Source organism: Natrinema marinum, from assembly GCF_024296685.1.
In the GTDB taxonomy this organism is placed as follows: Archaea; Halobacteriota; Halobacteria; order Halobacteriales; family Natrialbaceae; genus Natrinema; species Natrinema marinum.
Genome location: NZ_CP100763.1, coordinates 2,269,596 through 2,287,761 on the forward strand (window position 1 = coordinate 2,269,596; position 18,166 = coordinate 2,287,761).

At 64.6% G+C, this 18,166-nt stretch carries 16 protein-coding genes and 1 tRNA gene; 2 read left to right on the top strand and 15 right to left on the bottom strand.

Going from position 1 to position 18,166, the window contains the following annotated elements; genetic code table 11:
- Positions 1-17 precede the first annotated feature (17 nt).
- The gene (gene prf1, locus NKH51_RS11295) at positions 18-1,277 is read right to left on the bottom strand and encodes a peptide chain release factor aRF-1 (RefSeq protein ID WP_254761783.1); all 1,260 of its coding nucleotides are present in this window, start codon (positions 1,275-1,277) and stop codon (positions 18-20) included.
- A 193-nt stretch (positions 1,278-1,470) separates the two neighbouring features.
- Here prf1 and minD point away from each other — a divergent pair, with 193 nt between their 5' ends.
- Positions 1,471-2,355 carry a cell division ATPase MinD gene (gene minD, locus NKH51_RS11300; protein WP_254761784.1) on the top strand — a complete coding sequence of 295 codons (885 nt, stop codon included), beginning with the start codon at positions 1,471-1,473 and terminating at the stop codon, positions 2,353-2,355.
- A 315-nt stretch (positions 2,356-2,670) separates the two neighbouring features.
- Entirely contained in the window at positions 2,671-3,192 is a 522-nt protein-coding gene (locus tag NKH51_RS11305) for a DUF8159 domain-containing protein (protein WP_254761785.1), read from the top strand.
- A 107-nt stretch (positions 3,193-3,299) separates the two neighbouring features.
- Here NKH51_RS11305 and argS read toward each other — a convergent pair whose 3' ends face one another.
- The 14 genes from argS to NKH51_RS11375 all read right to left on the bottom strand — a co-directional run bounded on the left by argS (position 3,300) and on the right by NKH51_RS11375 (position 18,126).
- Positions 3,300-5,078 (bottom strand): arginine--tRNA ligase, encoded by a 1,779-nt coding sequence (gene argS, locus NKH51_RS11310; RefSeq protein ID WP_254761786.1) that lies wholly within the window; start codon positions 5,076-5,078, stop codon positions 3,300-3,302.
- Positions 5,079-5,574: 496 nt separating this feature from the next.
- Entirely contained in the window at positions 5,575-6,111 is a 537-nt protein-coding gene (locus NKH51_RS11315; protein ID WP_254761787.1) for an NUDIX domain-containing protein, read from the bottom strand.
- A gap of 24 nt (positions 6,112-6,135) precedes the next feature.
- Positions 6,136-7,293: a pyridoxal-phosphate dependent enzyme gene (locus NKH51_RS11320; RefSeq protein WP_254761788.1), complete on the bottom strand. Its 1,158-nt coding sequence runs from the start codon at positions 7,291-7,293 to the stop codon at positions 6,136-6,138.
- A gap of 1 nt (position 7,294) precedes the next feature.
- Positions 7,295-8,254 carry a succinylglutamate desuccinylase/aspartoacylase family protein gene (locus NKH51_RS11325; protein ID WP_254761789.1) on the bottom strand — a complete coding sequence of 320 codons (960 nt, stop codon included), beginning with the start codon at positions 8,252-8,254 and terminating at the stop codon, positions 7,295-7,297.
- 766 nt (positions 8,255-9,020) lie between these two features.
- Positions 9,021-9,102, bottom strand: a tRNA-Ser gene (locus NKH51_RS11330).
- A 47-nt stretch (positions 9,103-9,149) separates the two neighbouring features.
- Positions 9,150-9,395 (bottom strand): DUF7981 family protein, encoded by a 246-nt coding sequence (locus tag NKH51_RS11335; protein ID WP_425606670.1) that lies wholly within the window; start codon positions 9,393-9,395, stop codon positions 9,150-9,152.
- A gap of 34 nt (positions 9,396-9,429) precedes the next feature.
- Positions 9,430-9,810 carry a Rid family detoxifying hydrolase gene (locus NKH51_RS11340; protein ID WP_254761790.1) on the bottom strand — a complete coding sequence of 127 codons (381 nt, stop codon included), beginning with the start codon at positions 9,808-9,810 and terminating at the stop codon, positions 9,430-9,432.
- A 678-nt stretch (positions 9,811-10,488) separates the two neighbouring features.
- On the bottom strand, positions 10,489-11,700 hold the full coding sequence (gene ilvA, locus NKH51_RS11345; RefSeq protein WP_254761791.1) for a threonine ammonia-lyase: 1,212 nt from the start codon (positions 11,698-11,700) through the stop codon (positions 10,489-10,491).
- Positions 11,701-11,955: 255 nt separating this feature from the next.
- Positions 11,956-12,372 carry a gamma-glutamylcyclotransferase family protein gene (locus tag NKH51_RS11350; RefSeq protein WP_254761792.1) on the bottom strand — a complete coding sequence of 139 codons (417 nt, stop codon included), beginning with the start codon at positions 12,370-12,372 and terminating at the stop codon, positions 11,956-11,958.
- A gap of 272 nt (positions 12,373-12,644) precedes the next feature.
- Positions 12,645-13,301: a helix-turn-helix domain-containing protein gene (locus NKH51_RS11355; protein WP_254761793.1), complete on the bottom strand. Its 657-nt coding sequence runs from the start codon at positions 13,299-13,301 to the stop codon at positions 12,645-12,647.
- Positions 13,298-13,441 (bottom strand): hypothetical protein, encoded by a 144-nt coding sequence (locus NKH51_RS11360; RefSeq protein ID WP_254761794.1) that lies wholly within the window; start codon positions 13,439-13,441, stop codon positions 13,298-13,300. Before NKH51_RS11360 ends, NKH51_RS11355 begins: the two co-directional genes overlap by 4 nt.
- 130 nt (positions 13,442-13,571) lie before the next feature.
- Positions 13,572-14,720, bottom strand: a complete 1,149-nt coding sequence (gene citZ / locus NKH51_RS11365) for a citrate synthase (protein WP_254761795.1) — start codon at positions 14,718-14,720, stop codon at positions 13,572-13,574.
- A 278-nt stretch (positions 14,721-14,998) separates the two neighbouring features.
- Complete coding sequence (locus NKH51_RS11370) at positions 14,999-17,065, bottom strand: TRAP transporter permease (RefSeq protein ID WP_254761796.1); 2,067 nt, start codon at positions 17,063-17,065, stop codon at positions 14,999-15,001.
- A 41-nt stretch (positions 17,066-17,106) separates the two neighbouring features.
- Entirely contained in the window at positions 17,107-18,126 is a 1,020-nt protein-coding gene (locus NKH51_RS11375; protein WP_345779984.1) for a TAXI family TRAP transporter solute-binding subunit, read from the bottom strand.
- Positions 18,127-18,166 lie beyond the last annotated feature (40 nt).

Genomic DNA, 18,166 nt, shown 5'->3' on the forward strand with positions numbered 1-18,166 from the left:
CGCCGAAATGACCCCGTTTAGACCCCGGTCGAGTACCGCAGAATACCGGCGAAACCGCCGAATGCGTTGAGGAGCTGTTCGCCCTTCTCGAAGTCCGTCGAGATGAATTTCGTCTCGGTGCCGCGCTGTTCGGCGATCTCGATGAGGTGGTCGATGGCGTCCTCGCGGTCCTCCTCGGTCGCTTCGACCTCGGTGTCGCACTCGGTGCAGGTGTGAGTCGGCGTCGACTTGCGGCGGTCGACGACCTCGCGCTCGGTGGTACCGCATTCGGGACAGTCGTAGGTGATGACGTCCTTCCGGAGGTCCTCGCTGATCAGTAGGCGGTCGACCGCGCCCATCATGAGATTCCGGCGGGTCTGCTCGAAGCCGTACGTGGCCTTATCGCCCGCGTTGAGTTCCTTGAAGAACTCCTCCATCACCTTCTTGTCCTTCATCACCTCGGCGTCGGCCAGCGCGTCTTCGGCGTTGTCGACCAGATCTTTCAGGCCGGACTCGTCGGTGTAGGCCACGTCGAATTTCCCGATGACGTTGTCCTGAATCTCGTGATGGAGGTAGTCGCCGTCCAAGAACTCGTCTTTGGTCGGCGAGGGACCGCCGACGAGGATACCGTCGAGTTCGTGGCGCTTCGGGACGAACAGGTCGTTTGCCATTCCCGCAACCTCCTGATAGAAGTTGTCGATGGCCTCGAGGCGCAGGCGGGCGAATCGTTGGGCGGACTGGCCACCTTTGCGCTGCTTGCCGGGGACGAGCGAGGAGGCGGACTTGACCGGTTCGATGCGTTTGCCCTTCAGCCAGCCGACGTTGGCCTCGCGGCGGTCCAAGACGATCAGGCCGTAGAGGCCCTTATCGGCGAGCATCTCCTCTAAGGGCTCGGTCAAGAAGTCGGAGTCGCAGTGATACCGGAAGGATTCGATCGGTTGTGGCGGACTCTCCAAGACCTTCGTGACCATGTCGGTGCGGCCGCCGCCGGAGTCGACGGCACCGGAGAACAGCACGATGCCGTTGTCCGGCGGATAGGTATCGTAGTAGCGCAGTCGATCCTTGATGCTCGTCAGCGCGTCCTGGACGGCCGTCCGGGTCTGCTTGGACTTGATGTTGGCCGCCTCGCTGTGTTCCTGGGTGACGTGCTGGACGACGTCACTGATCTGACGGTCGTCGGGAACGTAGATCGTCACGAGTTGGGTCCCGGAGCCGTCGTAATCCTTGAGATCCTCGATCACCTTCCGGAACTCGTACTTTTTCCGGTCGGATTGCTCCTGCTCGCCCTCCTGGCTCATTAGCCGTAAAAAACGGGGCTGTGGGTAAGAATCCTTTGACACACCTGCCGACGTGGCAGTGATTGCCGGTGTAACCCGTGTGCATCGTAGCTACGGGGGCGATCAGCACGATGTGTTGGCTGCACACAACGACTCGGGAAGCGTGGTCACGATTTAAGGTGATGCCGTTCTACTGTCCGGACAGTACCCGAGTATGTCTCACGAGACGGTCTACGCCATAGCGAGCGGGAAAGGCGGCGTCGGAAAGACGACGACGACGGTAAACCTCGGCACGGCCCTCGCGGAGGCCGGGGAACGCGTCGCCATCGTCGACGCCGACCTCGGTATGGCGAACCTCGCCGGGTTCGTCAGCCTCTCTCCCGACTCGACCACCCTGTACGACGTATTAGCCGGCGACGCATCGATCGACGACGCCACCTACCGACTGGCGGACAACATCGTCGCGGTCCCGAGCGGGACCAGCCTCGACGAGTACGCCGAAACCTCTCCCGAGGGGCTCCGCGAGGTCGTCGCGGAGCTTCGCTCACAGTTCGACTACGTCTTTCTCGATGTCGGCGCGGGGATCAGCCACGAGACCGTCCTCCCGCTGGGGCTGGCCGACGCCGTCGTTCTGGTCTCGACGCCCGAACCCGCAGCCGTCCACGACACGCGGAAGACGATCGAGTTGACCGACCGCGCCGGCGGCGAGATCGCCGGCATCGTCCTCACCCGAACCCGTCCCGACGGCGATGTCTCGCCCGAGGAGATCGCCGACCGCCTCGAGGTGGCCCTGCTCGGGACGATTCCGGAAGATCCCACCGCGCGAGAGAGTGTCTACGCCGGGACTCCGCTGGTCGTCTTCGAACCCAGGGGACCCGCCGCTCTCGCGTACCGCCGACTGGCCAGCGACCTGACCGGCGTCGACGTCGGGTCGCCGACTGCCGGCGACGGCGGCACGAGCGAGGAGATCAAAGCCCGCAACGCCACGCGAACCCAGTCCGCCGACGCGACGGACGAGGAAAGCGGAACCGCCGACGGACGCGAGGCCGCACACGACGACGTCTCGAGCGCGATTACGGAAGCCGAAACGGACGGCTGAACGGCCGTTCGCCCGACTCGGCATCGAAAACCTCGTACGCGGTCGGTAAGAGGTGCTTTCTCCCACGGACACATCGTTTCTCGCTCTCGGACCGTTCGAATGCAGTGATTACCACCGAACGCATACGTTCACTCGCCGATGACCGTCACGCGTACAGTACCGTTCGGTTCGCGCAGGTGAGTGCTCGGTCCGAAACGGTTTGTCGGTCGTTTCCGGCACGCGGTTGTGACTGCTTACATCCTGAATTCACCGCCGTTTCGGGCAGAAACGGTAACGAACTGATTACTAATCATGGCGGTTCTCGATGGCTCGCCCATGGAGCGACGAAAGATCCTCCTCGGCAGTGGCGCAGCGATCGCAACCGTCCTCGCCGGTTGCTCGAGCGACGAGACCGGCGACGACACGGATTCGAACGACGACGATTCCGACGACTCGCTCAACGGCGACGGCAACGGCGAGAGCGACGGCTCCGACGACAAAGCGGAGATTCCCGGTCTCGATCGAGACAAGCTGAAAATCGACAGCGAGAAAGTGTCCATCGAGGACATGAACAAGGACGGCAAAACGGTCAATGTCGTCGCCACGACGACCACCACCGACCCCGACACGCTGTTCGCGGAACTGGACTCGCTGGGCGAGGATATGAGCGCCGCGATCACCGACCCCGATGCGTTCGCGGCCGCGGTCGACAGCGTCGCGTGGATCCTCGAGAAAGACGGCGCGAAGGTGATGTCGTTCTACGTCGACGTCGAGTGGGCGATCAAGTACAGGAACGGCGAGCTGAGTCAGGACGCCTTCGTCGATCGCGTCCTCGAGACGACGGACGAGACCCAGTAACGTCGGTGTTCGACGGCACAGGGAGCAGTCGTTCTTTTAGCGAGCAACGGGTGTGACGAACGGTGAGTACCGTCAATCGCACGGCGAACGGCCGGTCCGTCGGCCGCTCACATCGAGCGCGGCGCGGCCACGCCCAGAATCGACAGGGCGTTCGCAACCGCGTGTTTCGAGGCCGCGACGAGCGCCAGTCGCGCCTCGCGGACGTCGGGGTCGACGTCGTCGGCCAGCACCGGACACTCCCGGTAGAAGGCGTTGAACCGGTCGGCGAACTCGCGGGTGTAGGTCGCGACCTGGTGGGGTTCGAGGTCGTCCGCGGCCTCCTCTATGACCGCCGGGAACCGCGCGATCGTCTCGAGGAGGTCGCGTTCGGCCTGGGTCTCGAGCAGGTCTGCGTCGACGGCCGTCTCGATGTCGTCCATGCCGGTTTCGGGGTCGACCCCCGCCTCTTCCAGAATGCCACAGCAGCGCGCGTGGACGTACTGGACGTAGGGCGCGGACTGGGCCTCGAAGTCGAGCGCGCGGTCCCACTCGAAGGTGATCGCCTTCGTCGGTTGCTTGGAGACGATGTCGTAGCGGACCGCGCCGATCCCGACCTGGTGGGCGATGCGCTCGATGTCGTCGTCGTCCAGATCGTCGTCGCGGATGCGGTCGTCCAGTCGGTCCTCAACCTCCTCTCGCGCGCGATCGATCGCCTCGTCGAGCAGGTCGTCGAGGTCGACGCCGGTACCCCGGCGCGTGCTCATCTTCCCTTCGGGGAGATTGACGTACGAGTAGAGCACCTGTTGGAGGCCCTCGGTGTCGTTGCCGAGCAGTTCGAGCGTCGCCCGGACCTGCTTCGCCTGGAGCTTGTGGTCCTCGCCGAGCACCGTCACCGCGCGGTCGTAGTTGTCGAACTTCCACTCGTGGTGGGCCAGATCGCGGGTCGCATACAGTGAGGTATCGTCCGAGCGCAGGAAGACGAGGTTCTTGTCGATTCCGTGGTCGTCGAGTTCGAGTTGCCAGGCGTCTTCCTCGTAGACGGCCTCATCGAGTTCTTTGAGCCGGGAAACGAGATCGTCCGTGTCGCCGTTGCGCATGAACCGCGTCTCCTTGACGAACTCGTCGAACTCGGCGGGCAGGCGCGCGAGACACTCGGTCATCCCGCCGAGCACCTGATCGACGACCTCGCTGACTCGGTCGTAGGCCTCGTCGTCGCCGGCTTCGAGACCCTGCATGATCGACTCGATCTCGGCCTCGGCGGCCTCGACCTCGTCCTCGGGGGCGTTCTCGAGGACAGCGTTCCCCTTGCGGTAGTAGCGCACGAGGTCGTACTCGATGCGGTCGCGCTCGGGTTCTTCCTCGAGATCCGCCTCGTCGAAGGTCTCGTAGGCCCAGGTGAAGACGGCCATCTGCCGGCCGGCGTCGTTGACGTAGTAGTGGCGGTCGACATCGTAGCCTGCGAACGCGAGAACGTTCGCGACCGCGTCGCCGATGATCGGGTTCCGCGCGCGTCCGACGTGGACCGGGCCCGTCGGGTTCGCGCTCGTGTGCTCGACGACGATGCTGGTGTCCCGATCCGGCAGGGTGCCGTAGGAGTCGTCGGTCGCCTCCTCGAGCGTCGCCGCGAAGTAGGCGTCACTCGGCAGGAAGTTGAGGTAGGGGCCCTGCGCCCGAATCTCGGAGACGTAGGTCAGGTCGTCAGCGTCGATCTCGTCGGCGACCTGCCCGGCGACCTGCGGCGGCGGCGCGCCCGCCTCGCTCGCGAGTCGGAAAGCGACGCTCGAGGCCAGCACGCTGTCGACGCCGTCCGGCGGTTCTTCGATCCCGAGGTCGTCCGTCGGAAAGTCGAGTGCGGAGAGCGCCCCCTCGAGGGCGTCCTCGACCTCCGCGCGTAGGGAGAGGAACATACCCGCCCGTATTCAGGGCCGGAGTAAAGGAATGTCGGGTTCCGTCTCGAAGGCGGTACCCGGACCGAGGAGGATGAGTGGGTTCGTCGTCGCTACTGAACACGATATTCAGTTATGCCCCATTTCAACCGGCTCGTTCGACCAACGTGCCGTGGCGCGTGCTGTCGGTCGACCGAACGAGAGTGAGGGCGACCGATACCTTCGCGCGAGGGATGAGCGAGTGACCGGAGGAACGAGCGTTAGCGCGGGACCGTCGGTCCCGCGAACCATACGAACGGGGCTTCGCCCCGTGAGTAGAAATCGGCTGGGGAGGACGTGGAGATCCCGTGTGGCTACGATAGCAAGGCGGCTTCGTTCCGCTCGACCGGACTCGAGCGATCCGTGCGATACGCGGCCATCTCGACATCTCCGACCGGCACCGACGACTCCACGTCTCGGCACGACTCCACGTCACGATACAACTCCACGTCTCGGCACGACTCCGCGTCTCTCCGTCTCACTCGAGCAGCGACGCGGCCTCGCGAAACCGCCCCTCGTGGACCGGGCGAAACGTCTCCCCGGAGGCGTCGAACTCGTCGGGCGTCCAGAAGCGAGCGGCCGTCGCGTCGCTCCCCGCGATCGGCTCGCCCGCCGCGTCGGCCCGATCGGCCACGTAGTGGACCGTCACGACGTGTTTGCCCCCTCGAGGGGGTATCGCCGACGCGGCCAGAATCTCGAGGTCGGCCGGATCGACGGCGACGCCCGTCTCCTCGCGGAGTTCGCGGGCGGCCGCTTCGGGCGGCTCCTCGCCGGTCTCGATGTGGCCGCCGGGGATCGTCCACTCGCCGACACCCGGCGGGACGCCGCGTTCGACACAGAGGACGGCCGGTTCTCGGCCGGAGCGGTCGACTACGGCGACGCCGGCACAGGGCACCGGATTGTGCCAGACGACGGCGCGACAGTCGGGACAGCGCATCCGCTCGCGGTCGTCGATCGTCGTCTGCTCGAGGTGCGTGCCACAATCAGGACAGAACGTCGGCGGTCGACTGACCATCTATCGGATTCTTGGGCCGGTGGTTCAAAGGGTTTTCAGTCCGCTGCCGGTCAGCGGGACGACGACGTCCTCGTCGTCGTCGATATCGCCGCGCTCGCGATACTGCTCTAAGGCGGCCGGCGCGACCGCACAGGTCGGCTCGACGTAGAACCCGTTTCGGTGGAGGCGATCGAGCGTGGTCTCGATCGGGTCGCCGCCGACCGCGATCGCGTCGCCGCCGGTCTCGCCGATCGCCTGCAAGATCTCCGTTCCGCGAGCGGGTTCGTTGATCTGAATGCCGTCGGCGATGGTCGTCCCCTCGCCGTCCTCGTCGGTCGTCTCCCCGCCGAGCGCGGCGACGATGGGGGCGTAGCCGGCCGCCTGCGCGCCGAGTAGCCGGGGCATTCCGTCGACGATTCCGGCCTCGTTGAGCAGCGAGAAGCCCCGATACGCGCCGAGGAAGAGCGTCCCGTGGCCGATCGGGAGGACGACGGCGTCGGGGACGGACCACCCCTGCTGGGCGGCCACCTCGAACGCGAACGTCATCGTCCCGGCGTAGAAGGCCGGATTCCAGGCGTGGCTGGCGTACCAGCCCTCGCCGGTCTGGTACGGTGCGCCGCGCTCGCCGGCCGTCGTCTCGTCTCCCCTCGAGTCGCCTTCCACCGCTTGGAGGCAAGCCGCCGTTACGTCGGTGCGGGACCCTTCGATGCGAACCGGACGGGCGTCGGCCCGCTGGATCGTCATCAGTTTCGACTGCTTGACGTCGGCCGGGACGTAGATGTCCGCCTCGAGCCCCGCCCGCGCGGCGTAGGTCGCGATCGACGCGCCGGCGTTGCCCGAGGAGTCCTCGATGACCTTCTCGACGCCGAGTTCGACGGCTCGCGAGAGGGTCGTCGTCGCGCCGCGGTCCTTGAACGAACCCGTCGGAAAGACGTACTCGAGTTTGAACTCGGCGTCCCAGTCGGGAGCGTCGACCATCGGGGTGAAGCCCTCGTAGAAGGTGACGTGCTGTTCGATCGGGAGGAACTCGAAGAACGTCCACAGCCCCTCGCTCGTGTCGAGGCTGTGCAGCGGAAGCGGATCGCCCTGCGGGTGGGGCCGCTCGGTGAACTCGAGCGCGTGGCCGCAGCCACAGCGCCACGGCTCGTCGGAGCCGGCCTCGTAGACGGTTCCGCACTCGGGGCAGGTGAGGTCGGAGGCCATCTTAGTACTCCCCGATGTCGGTGCCGACCGAGCAGACGTACTCGCCGGTCGCGACCTGCGGTAATCGCCGCGCCCGCCAGAAGATTCCGTCGCTGTCGGCGGTCACCTCTGCTTTTGACTCGCCAAAGGGCGTCGTCACCTCGAACAACACCTCGCCGGGTCGAACCCGGTCGCCGAGGTCCTTCTCGAGCGTTACGAGCCCGCCCGCGGGCGCACCATACTGTTCGAAGCCGCTGGCGCGGGTCTGGGTCTCGAGGCGCTGGTCGCCCTCGAGGAAGCCGTAGTACCGGAGGACGTTGCAGACGCCCTCGACGCCCTTCCGGATGCTCGTCTCGTCCCAGCCGACGGCCCCGCCGAGTTCGGGGTCGACGGTCGGAATCCCCTCGTCGGGGGCCGCGCGGGCCAACTGGCCGTCCGGTCCCTTCTGGTCGAGGACGTAGCCACAGCCGAATGCCTTCGCAAGTTCGAGACACTGGTCGTGGAGCCGGTGGCGCGTCCCACAGCGGACGCGGACCTCGTTTAGCATTCGGCTGGTCGAGCCCTGGTGGAGGTCGAGGACCAGATCGGCTCGAGTCGCGGCGTCGAACGTCGCGGCCGCGATCCGCTCGCTCGAGGTACCGTTCTCGTTGCCCGGATAGGCCCGGTTCATCTTCGTGTCGTCGATCGGGTTTCGGTGTTCGGCGACCTGAAACGCGTGGTAGTTGACGATCCCGACGATCAGGATCGTCCCCGAGATCTCGGCGGGATCGAGCCGCGGCACGACGCGCTGGAGGACGCCCACGCCGTTGAGTTCGTCGCCGTCGCTCGCCGCCTGCATGTAGAGGGTCTTCCCGCGAGCTGCGCCGTTGATCACGGCGACTGGGAGCCCGAACGGACTTCCGTCCCGCGTCTCGCCGACCTCGAGACGGCCCGTATCCATCTCGCCGGGCCCCGCGCTCGCCGTTCCGAGCGTCGTCGTCATGTCCCTCACGATGAACCCGCCGGCCTTTATACTATCCTTTGACCGCCGGTATTCTGCCACCAGCGGCGGCGGTCGGGCGATCCGAGGCCATCGGAACGCTGCCACCGCGATCGAACGGGACCAGCCGCGGGATCACGACGGTCGGTTCGCGACGGCGTATTCGGACGGTATGGAGTCCCTACTCCTGGCCGATCGACCGGTACGAGCCACGTTACGATATCCGATCCCGCACGAGTTGGCGATGGGGTCATCATGGACGATCGATACGAACTGGTGGTGTGTCAAAGCGGCAGTCTTCGGCTTCGAGATCCGGATGATCCCGACTGCTGGATCGCAACCGACTCTCCCGCAGAGATCACGCGCTAATCCAGCCTCCTTCCGTACCCCTACCCAGTACACAGCCGCTCGAGCCACAGCGACGCCGCAGACGAGTCGTCGGCTCGATAGAACGCCAGGACAGAAATTTGAACAGTTGCGAGACGGTCGGTCTCACTTCGTTCGACCGTGTGCAACTCGCGTGTTCAAATCCCCTCGTTCGGTTCCTGTCGCTCACGGGCTTGTTCGCGACAGATATACTGCCACTGTAATGGTTACACGCAGTCGCCGCGTCAGCGCAGCGACTGCGCTCACTGACTTACAGAGACAGTATACGCCAGGACAGGGATTTGAACCACGGTCGGACGTGCTCGCTCGCTGTGCGCGACCTCTCTGATTCAAATCCCTTCGTCGGGTTCCTGTCGCTCACGGATTTGTTCGCGACAGAAAACGCCAGGACAGGGATTTGAACCCTGAATCCCGAAAGGGAACACGCTTTCCAGGCGTGCGCCTTACCGTTCGGCCATCCTGGCTCACGTGATGGTAGCCGGGTCCGTCGTTTAACCCTTACGAGATGCGGTCACTCAGTCGTGCGATCCGCCGCCCACGCTGCGAGTCGTGGCTCGAGCGCGTACGCCCCGATACTCACACTACTGCCGACCGCCAGCGCGATCGCGATCGTGCCGGGGATCGACACGATCGGCTCGAGCGCCAGCGCGTAGCCGAAGACGAGCACCAGCACGGAGAGCACGCCGACGAGCCCCCACAGCAGGGCCGACATGAGGCGCGGATCGAGCCCCATCTTGCCGGATGGATACCCGCTCACGGCCGGATCACCGCCCTCGAGTCGCTCATGGCGCTCACTCGAGGCTCGCAACCGCCTCGATCTCGACGCCAACACCCTTCGGCAGCGCAGCGACCTCGACGGCGCTTCTGGCCGGCGGCTCGTCGTCGAAGTAAGCGGCGTAGGCTTCGTTCATCGCCTCGAAGTCGTCGATGTCCTCGAGGAAGACGGTCACCTTGAGGATATCTGCGGACGTGGCGTCCGCTTCATCGAGGATGGAATCGAGGTTGTAGAGGGCCTGCTCGGTCTGGGCTTCGATCGGTTCGTCGTCGAGCAGTTCCCCGTCGGACGTCAGCGGGATCTGGCCGGCGGTAAACAGTAGTTCGCCGTTACTGGTCGCTTGGCTATACGCACCGACCGCAGCAGGGGCGTCATCAGTCTCGATAATCCGCTTCATAGCACACGTCTCGCTGCGGACGGGCTTAAAGGCGGGCGAAGTCAGTTCCGTTTCCCGGCTAGAGAAATCACACACCAGATGATGATAATTCTGTACAAACAAGAATCGAGACGCGAATTTCAGCCAAATTACCAACAGAATTGATTATGATACACCCCGGATGTTCGTATGGGGTTACAACGATGGGGTTGCTCAAAACATTCCGTAAAGTTCCCAAAGTGGAGCTCTACGAGTGTCGAAACTGTGGCGAAAAGTCTGGGGAAAGCGTTGACAACTGCCCCAACTGTAACTGTCGTGAGATTGCCTACTACGAGATTTGAACGTTCGAAGTAGGCAGTGTCGCGCGTACGTATTTCTTCATCGACTTCAGTAGCTGATATCACAATCATCCACGCACGACACAGAGCAGTTTGACGCGAGTGAACAGGCTATTTCACAGCGATTGCGCCGCGCGATGCATACCGTTGTCGGCGGGTTAATGTTTGAATCGTAGATGCTGCACTCCGTTCCCGAGTGAGGTTCTCCAAGTCAATCTGGCCGAAGCGATCGTTGAAGCAGCCATGTTCTTTCAGTGATACGCAAAAACCGCGACGGCTCACTCTCCAATCCGAATCTGAACACCGCCACACAGAGCCAGTAACCGACTGCAATAACGCTTCTCGAGCCCGCATTCACCAGTCAAGCCAGCACGTCGACCACATAACCCGCCTCGCGAAGATCCGAGAGGAAGGCATCGACGTGATCGGGACCGCGCATCTCGAGTTCGATCTCGACCTCGGTGTCGCTCATCTCGACCTCGCGGGAGGTCCGATCGTGGTGGATCGCGTAGATGTTCGCCCGGTGGGCGGTAAATATCTCGAGGAGGTCCTCGAGCGCGCCCGGCCGGTCTCTGAGGACGGTCCGGATCTTCAGATAGCGGCCGGTCTCGACCAGTCCACGGATGATGACGTTGGTGAGCGTGTTCAGATCGATGTTGCCGCCACAGAGTGCGGGGACGATCACCTCGTCCTCGACATAGTCGAATTTCTCGAACAGCACCGCGGCCAGCGGCACCGCGCCCGCACCCTCCACGAGCGTCTTCGAGCGCTCGAGTAAGTAGACCAGCGCGACGGCGATCTCGGGGTCCGAGACGGTGACGACCTCGTCGACGTACTCCTCGATGTAGGGAAAGGTCTGCTCGCCGATGCTGCGGGTGGCGATCCCGTCGGCGATCGTGTCCACCTCGTCGATCGAGACGCGCTCGCCCTTCGCGAGGGATTCGGCGGCGCTCGAGGCTCCCTCGGCCTGGACGCCGATCACGCGCACGTCGGGGTTTTGCTCCTTGATCGCGACGGCGATACCGCTGATGAGCCCGCCGCCACCGATAGGGACGACGACGGTTTCGACGTCGGGACAGTCCTCTAAGATCTCGAGGCCGATCGTCCCCTGCCCGGCCATCACGTACTCGTCGTCGAAGGCGTGGACGTAGGTCCGGCCCTCCTCGCGTTCGATCTCGTGGGCGCGCTCGGCGGCCGCGTCGTAGTCCCGGCCCGCGAGAACGACCGCCGCACCGTAGTTTTGCGTGGCTTTGATCTTCGAGATCGGCGCGTGTTCGGGCATGACGATCTTCGAGTCGACGCCCGATCGGGTGGCCGCGAGCGCGACGCCCTGAGCGTGGTTGCCCGCGCTCGCCGTGACGACGCCCGCCCCCTTTTGCGCCGCGGAGAGCGTCGCGATCCGGTTGGTCGCCCCGCGAATCTTGAACGCCCCCGTCCGCTGGAAGTTCTCCAGTTTGAGCCGAACGTCGGCCCCGGTCATCGCGCAGTAGGTATGTGAGCGCTCGAGCGGCGTCTGTCGGGAGGTCTCCCGGACCCGCTCGCGCGCCTCGAGAATATCAGAGAGTTCGAGCATACGCCCGTCTACTCGGCGTGAGGTGTAAGGATTACTGTCGGAGGACGGGAGAGCCGTTGCGGGCCCGCGCCGTCGCTCCACAGAACCGTGCTGTCACACCTGACAGCACGACAGGGAATACAGGGAATGCACGGCGTGTGACGTGCACGTAGAGAAGGGAACCGGTACCATATAAATCTCATGCACCCGCGGCGAAAGTGAAATCGCACGACAGCGACGGGGTTCGAACCGTGTCAGACGGGGGGCAGACGGGCGTCATTCGTTACTGCGTACCACGACATCGGTCCGGGAGACGACCTGTCGAACGCGGTCGCGAAACGCCCCGTCTCCGGGCCAGGTTGCGTCGACGCCGAGTCGCTTTGGCTCCCCGACGTAGACGAAACACCGATCAGCGGGCCCGCTCGAGGCGATCGGGACCGCGACGCGGACGTACAGCCCAGTGTCGACCCCCTCGTACTCGTCGAGCGTCGCCAGCCCCGTCTCGTCGATCGCGAGCAGTCGGCCGTCGGCGCTGCCGCCCGGCACGAGCGTCGGATACCGGCCCGCGACGCGGCAGAGCCCCTCGAGCGTCGCGCGGCCGGCGAACGCGTCCGCCGCGTCGGCGGGGTCGCGCTCGAGGACGGTCGCGACTCGCTCCGGCTCGATCAACGTACCATACACGAAGACGAGCACGAGAGGGGGTACCGACTCTACCCTCTTGCGCGTACTGCTCCGGGTCGCGGCGCCGGTTTTCTTCGCGACTACCCATACGAATTATGAATACGATTGATCCGAGCGCGTTGATATGAAACGCGAGTCCCTCCCGGCCGTTGCGGCGCGGTCTCCGACCCCGACCAGGCGAAGACGGCCGGCGCTGTCGAGAACACCGGTCGGGTGTCGCCGGTCATCGCGAACTGAACCGACTGCCCGTCGACGGGGGTTCGTCCGGGGTACCGATCGACGCGTTAGGACTCACCGCCGGAGAACATGCTCCGTAATATCGCTCTGTGTCCGCGACGGAGGAGCGCGGAGAGCGCCTGACTCGAGATGTCGAACTCCTCGGCCAGTTCTTCCGTCGATATCTCGCGCGGGACCTCGAAGTAGCCCGCTTCCAATGCGCGGCGTAACACGTCCCGCTGGCGGGGGGTGAGCCCGTGCCGTTCCGTCGCGTCCGCATTGCTCCGATAGAGGCGACGAAGGTCGAACGAGAGGCCGCGTTCTTCGCACCGCTGTCGGTACTGCGAGAGCGCGTTCCGGCTCGGGACCTGCGCGCGGTACCTCGTTTCGTTTCCGCTCGCTTCGATATCGAGGAGCGTGACACCGACGTCGATCGCGTCGACGTACGTCAGACCGCGTTCACCTTCGGGGGACAGCGTGACGCGAAAGAGGCGTCGCTCGGGAAGCGTCGAGAGGATCTCGAACGACCGCAGGGACGGGTCGTTCGGCAGTTCGTGAAAGAAGCGTTCGAGGCGGTCCTTCGGCCCAGTCGCCCAGAAGATCAACTTCGATTTCCCGTTCTGGCCCGGCTGTTCGTCTTCCACCTCGACCGTGACTTCGGGGATCGCCCGTCTGGTCGACTGCATGATCGGATTCGAAACCGTGAACTCCGCGATGAAGCTCATCGCTCGCTCCCCCGGAAGACGGTCGCTTCTCGTCCCGTCGCTTCGAGCGCGCCGGTCGCCGTCGGTGGCGCCGTTCGCTCGTCCGCGCTGCCCCGCTCGAGCCGTCTCCAACTCGGTATCTGCGGGTCGACGACGACCATACGTTGACCTCGGTATGGCTATTGTTAACTGTTGTCTGATGACCGCGAAACGCAGAGCACGGACGGGATCGCCTCGAAACGATACCTGACGAACACGTGTTACGGCCGACTCGACGGTCGGTTCGGGCCGTTATCGGTCCTCGAGCGGGACGAACTCCTGATCCTGCGGGCCGGTGTAGCGGGCGCGCGGGCGGATGAGGCGGTTGTCCTCCTGGTACTCGAGGACGTGGGCGATCCAGCCGCCGACGCGGCTCATCGCGAAGATGGGCGTGTACATGTCGATCGGGATGCCGAGCTGGTAGTAGACGGAGCCCGAGTAGAAGTCGACGTTCGGCGCGATACCTTTGTCGGTGAGGCCCTTCTCGTCGGAGAGGTACTGCTCGATGGTGGTCGTGTAGTCGTACCACTTGCTCTCGCCCGTCTCGGCGAGTTCCTCGCTGCGCTCCTGCAGGATCTTCGCGCGCGGATCTTTGACGTTGTAGACGCGGTGACCGAAGCCGGGGATGCGTCGGCCCTCTTCGGTGGCCTGCTCGACCCACTCGCGGTGGTCTAAGTCGCTCTCGTCGATCTCGATCAGGACTTCCATGACATCCTGGTTCGCGCCGCCGTGGAGCGGCCCCGAGAGCGCGCTGATGCCGCCGGTGACGGCGCTGTAAATGTCGGCCATCGTCGAGCCGATGACCATCGAAGTAAAGGTCGAGGCGTTCAGGCCGTGGTCAGCGTGGAGGATGAGCGCCTGATCGAACGTCTCGGCCGCGATGTCGTCGGGTTCCTCGCCGGAGAGCATGTAGAGGAAGTTCGCCGCCAGACCGAGATCCGGGTGAGGATCGATCGGCTCCTCGCCGAGTCGATAGCGCTCGAAGGCCGCGAGCGCGGTCGGGATCTTGGCCGTGATCCGGCGCCCCTTCCGGAGCGTCGCCTCGAGATCCTCGGGGTCGGCGTCGTCTTCGGGCTCGTAAGCGGAGAACATCGACACGGCGGTGCGCAGCGCCGCCATCGGCTGCTCGTCGGCGGCGGCGAGTTTCTCCATCGTCTCGAGGACGTCGTCGTCGACCTCGCGCTCGTCCATGAGCGCGTCGGTGAACGGCTCGAGTTCGTCTTCGGTGGGGAGGTGCCCGTTCCAGAGGAGATAGAGGACTTCCTCGTAGCTCGCGCCGCGAGCCAGGTCTTCGATCGTGTAGCCGCGGTAGATCAGCCGGCCGGCATCGCCGTCGATCGAACTGAGTTCCGATTCGGCAACCAACACACCCTCGAGCCCTTTCTTGAGGTCGTCAGACATACTCAGGGATTTCGGACCCCAATGGAAAAGTATTATCGTTTGCCCAGTGACGGCTCTCGACACCCCGATTGTCCTCATTTTGCCGCTTTTACGACTACAGACGAAGGGTTGTTTCGTGATCGAACGAACAGATAGTCAGTCGATACCACGGACGGGGTGCTGGACTCGGTTTTCGGCTCGGATCCGGCCGCGCGTCAGGCTCGATTCGTCGGCACTGTTGAGCGCGACGCGCTACCGAAAAAGGAACGGACGGCAGCGATGGAACCGCGCCGACTCCGTCAAGGCTGACCGTCGCCGGCTTCGGAGATCGGTTCGGCCGGTTCCGACTGGCCGAGCGTCATCTGGATGCCGTAGAGGATGACGACGAGGCCGAGCGCGCCGAGCTGGATCATCTGGTCCGGGTAGACCATGGCGACGATACCGGCACCGGCGAACACGGCTCGCAGACCGGCAGTCGGTCCGCGGCCGAACGGGAACCAGTAGTTGATCCCGTGGATAATCGCGACCGCGCCCAGCAGCGCAATGACGCCGGCGGTCAGCGCGGCCGTACTGAACTCGCCGGAGACCATCTCGGGGTGGTAGACGAACGCGAACGGGAGGACGAACAGCGGCGCGGAGATCTTGATCGCCTCGACGCACGTCCGCCAGAAGTTCCCGCCGGCGATCCCGGTCGCGACGGCGACGCAGGTCGCGATCGGCGGCGTCAGGCCCGCGAGGATCGCCGCGTAGAAGACGAAGTAGTGCGCGGCGAGGTCGGGGACGAGGAACTGGTTGATCAGCGTCGGCGCGATCAGCAGCGCCACGACGGTGTAGGACGCGGTCGTCGGCATACCGAGGCCCAGCAGGATACAGATGACCATCGCGAGGAAGAACGCGATAAGCGGAACGCCCCCGGAGAGGTCCATCAGCGTCAACGAAATCGCCGTCGGGACGCCGGTGGCCATCAGGAGGTCGACGACGCCGTTGATCGCCGCCAGGATGATCGTGATCGGGGCGACGACGATCACGCCCTGTCGGAAGCCTTCGATCGTCTGTTTGAACGTGTGAACGAGCGTCCCGACGAGGTCGTCGCCGTCGAGCCCGGCCTTGACCAGCGGAATGAGGACTCCGAGCACGATCATGGCGACGGCCGTCTGCAGCGCCGCGGTCATCACCGTCACCTGCACGTAGCCGAGCTGGTAAACGAGGATGACGAGGGGAACGCCGTACTTGATCGACTCGAGGACGGTGTCCTGCCGACTGAGCTTCTCGTCGAACAGGCCGCTCATCGAGGGGTCGTCGATCTGGGGGGCCGCCACGTAGTGGACGGCGATGAAGATCGAGACCACGAGGATCGCGGCGGGGATGAGTCCGGCGATGATGACGTCACCGTACGTGAGGCCGGTGATCAGCGAGGCCATGATGAACGCGCCGGCCCCCATGACCGGGGGCAGCACCTGCCCGGACGTCGAGGCGACCGCTTCGATTCCGCCGGCGGTCTCGGGCTTGATGCCGCTCTTTTTCATCAGCGGGATGGTGAACGAACCGGTCATGCCGGCGTTCGCGGTCTGACTCCCGTTGACCGAGCCGATGACGGCGCTCGAGAGGACCGCGGTCTGTGCGATCCCGGAATCGAGGTACTTCGCGGACCGTACGGCGATCCGGAGGATGAGGTCGAACGCCCCGTAGGCCTTCAGCAGGCCGGCGTACAGCAGGAACAGCGCGATCCAGGCCGCGACGAGTTGGGTCAGGAAGCCGTAGAAGCCGTCGCCGCTGATCGCGAGGATTCGCAACGTCCGCTCGGGTGTGAGCCCGCCGTGGCTGAGCGTTCCCGCGAGGTACGGGCCGGCGAATCCGTACCCGATGCCACCGAGGACGACGGTCAGGAAGGTGATCCCGAACGACCGCCACGTGAGGTAGATCATCACGAGCGAGATCGCCAGCGCGAGCGCGATCTCGTAGCCGTAGGCCTGGCCGGCGCGGGTGTAGACCAGATTCTGGAACTGCGTGAACAGATACACCGTGGCGATCGTGACGACCACGCCCGATACGGCCAACATCCCCGTCTCGAGCCAGTTCTTCTCCTCGATCGTGTCCGGTAGCTCGATCAACAGATACAGCAGGAGGACGCCGCCGAGGAAGAGCGTCCCGTACCGGGGTCGGTCCATCATCTGCGTCTCGGAGTACCAGAAGACGAGCAGCCAGAACGGGATCGAACCCAGAATCACGGCCCACTCGAACTTGCCGCGGAGTCCCTCGGCGACGGACAGCGGGTCATCGGTGTCGAGGACATCCGCGCCGGCAGGCGAGTCGTCTCCCACCCCGTCGGCAGTATCGTCAGTACTCGAATCGTCGTTTATTACCATTTGTCTGGTTTACGAAAGGGAATTAGAGTTTCGAACGGCGATCAGTTGTCGGCCTCGGCGGCGTCGCCACGCGTCCAGGCGTCGTCCCAGGCGTCGTTCTCTTCCAAGTACTCGGCGACGCCCTCGTGGACCTCGAGGTCCTCCATGATCGTCTGGGTCATGATCTCAGGGGTGAACTCGAGGGTCGTCGAGTCGGACTCGCGGAGCGTTTCGTGGTGCTCGTTCGCGATGCGGGCGATCTCCTTGGTCGCCTTCGCGGGGATGTCGGGGCTGAACGCCCACTGGGCCGCGAGCGACCACGAGGTGACCGTGTCGGTGACCTGGGTCACGTCCTGCTGATAGCCGTAGGGCTCGAACTCCTCGAGCAGCGCGCCGGGGTGGTTCTCGATGACCTGCTTGAACTCGTCGTCGACCTCGAGCAGGTAGAGCCCCTCGCTGCTCCGAACGTCGACTTCCTGGCACCAGCCGGAGAGTTCGACGCCGTTCGCGCCGTACAGACAGAGTGCGTCGACGTTCCCCTCTTCGACCTGACCGGGAATGTCGCCCGTGTCGGAGTTGTTGATCTCGTTAGGGCCCCAGACGCCGGCTTCCTTGAGGATCTCCTCGGTCAGCAGTCGCGTCCCGAAGCCGGGCTGGATCGGATAGATCGTGTAGCCTCCTTCCTTCAGGTCCGAGGTCGACTCGAGGCCGCTGCCCTCGAGGCCGACCATGTGGATCTGCAGTGACGTGAACATGAATCCCTGGTGGGGGAGGGAGTCGACCGGGTTCTCCGCGAACGGTCCCTCATCGTTCATCGCCTTCGCGATCGAGTTGTTGTCGACGCCCATCGCGGGGATGTTCCCGTCGTCGTATTCGCGGAGGTTCGCCGTCCACCCCTCCGTCTCCTGAACGGAGACGTTGATGACGTCGCTGTGCTGCTGTGCGGCGCGAGCGAGCGCCTGTCCGGCCGCCTGGGTCGAACTGCCGGTCGACGTGCCGCCGATCGTTACGGTGATCTTGTCATCGCCGCCGCTGAGACAGCCCGCGAGTCCGATGACGCCGGCCGTGGCCGCACCTTTCAGAACGTTTCGCCTACTGTGATCTCTTTTGGCACACATTACC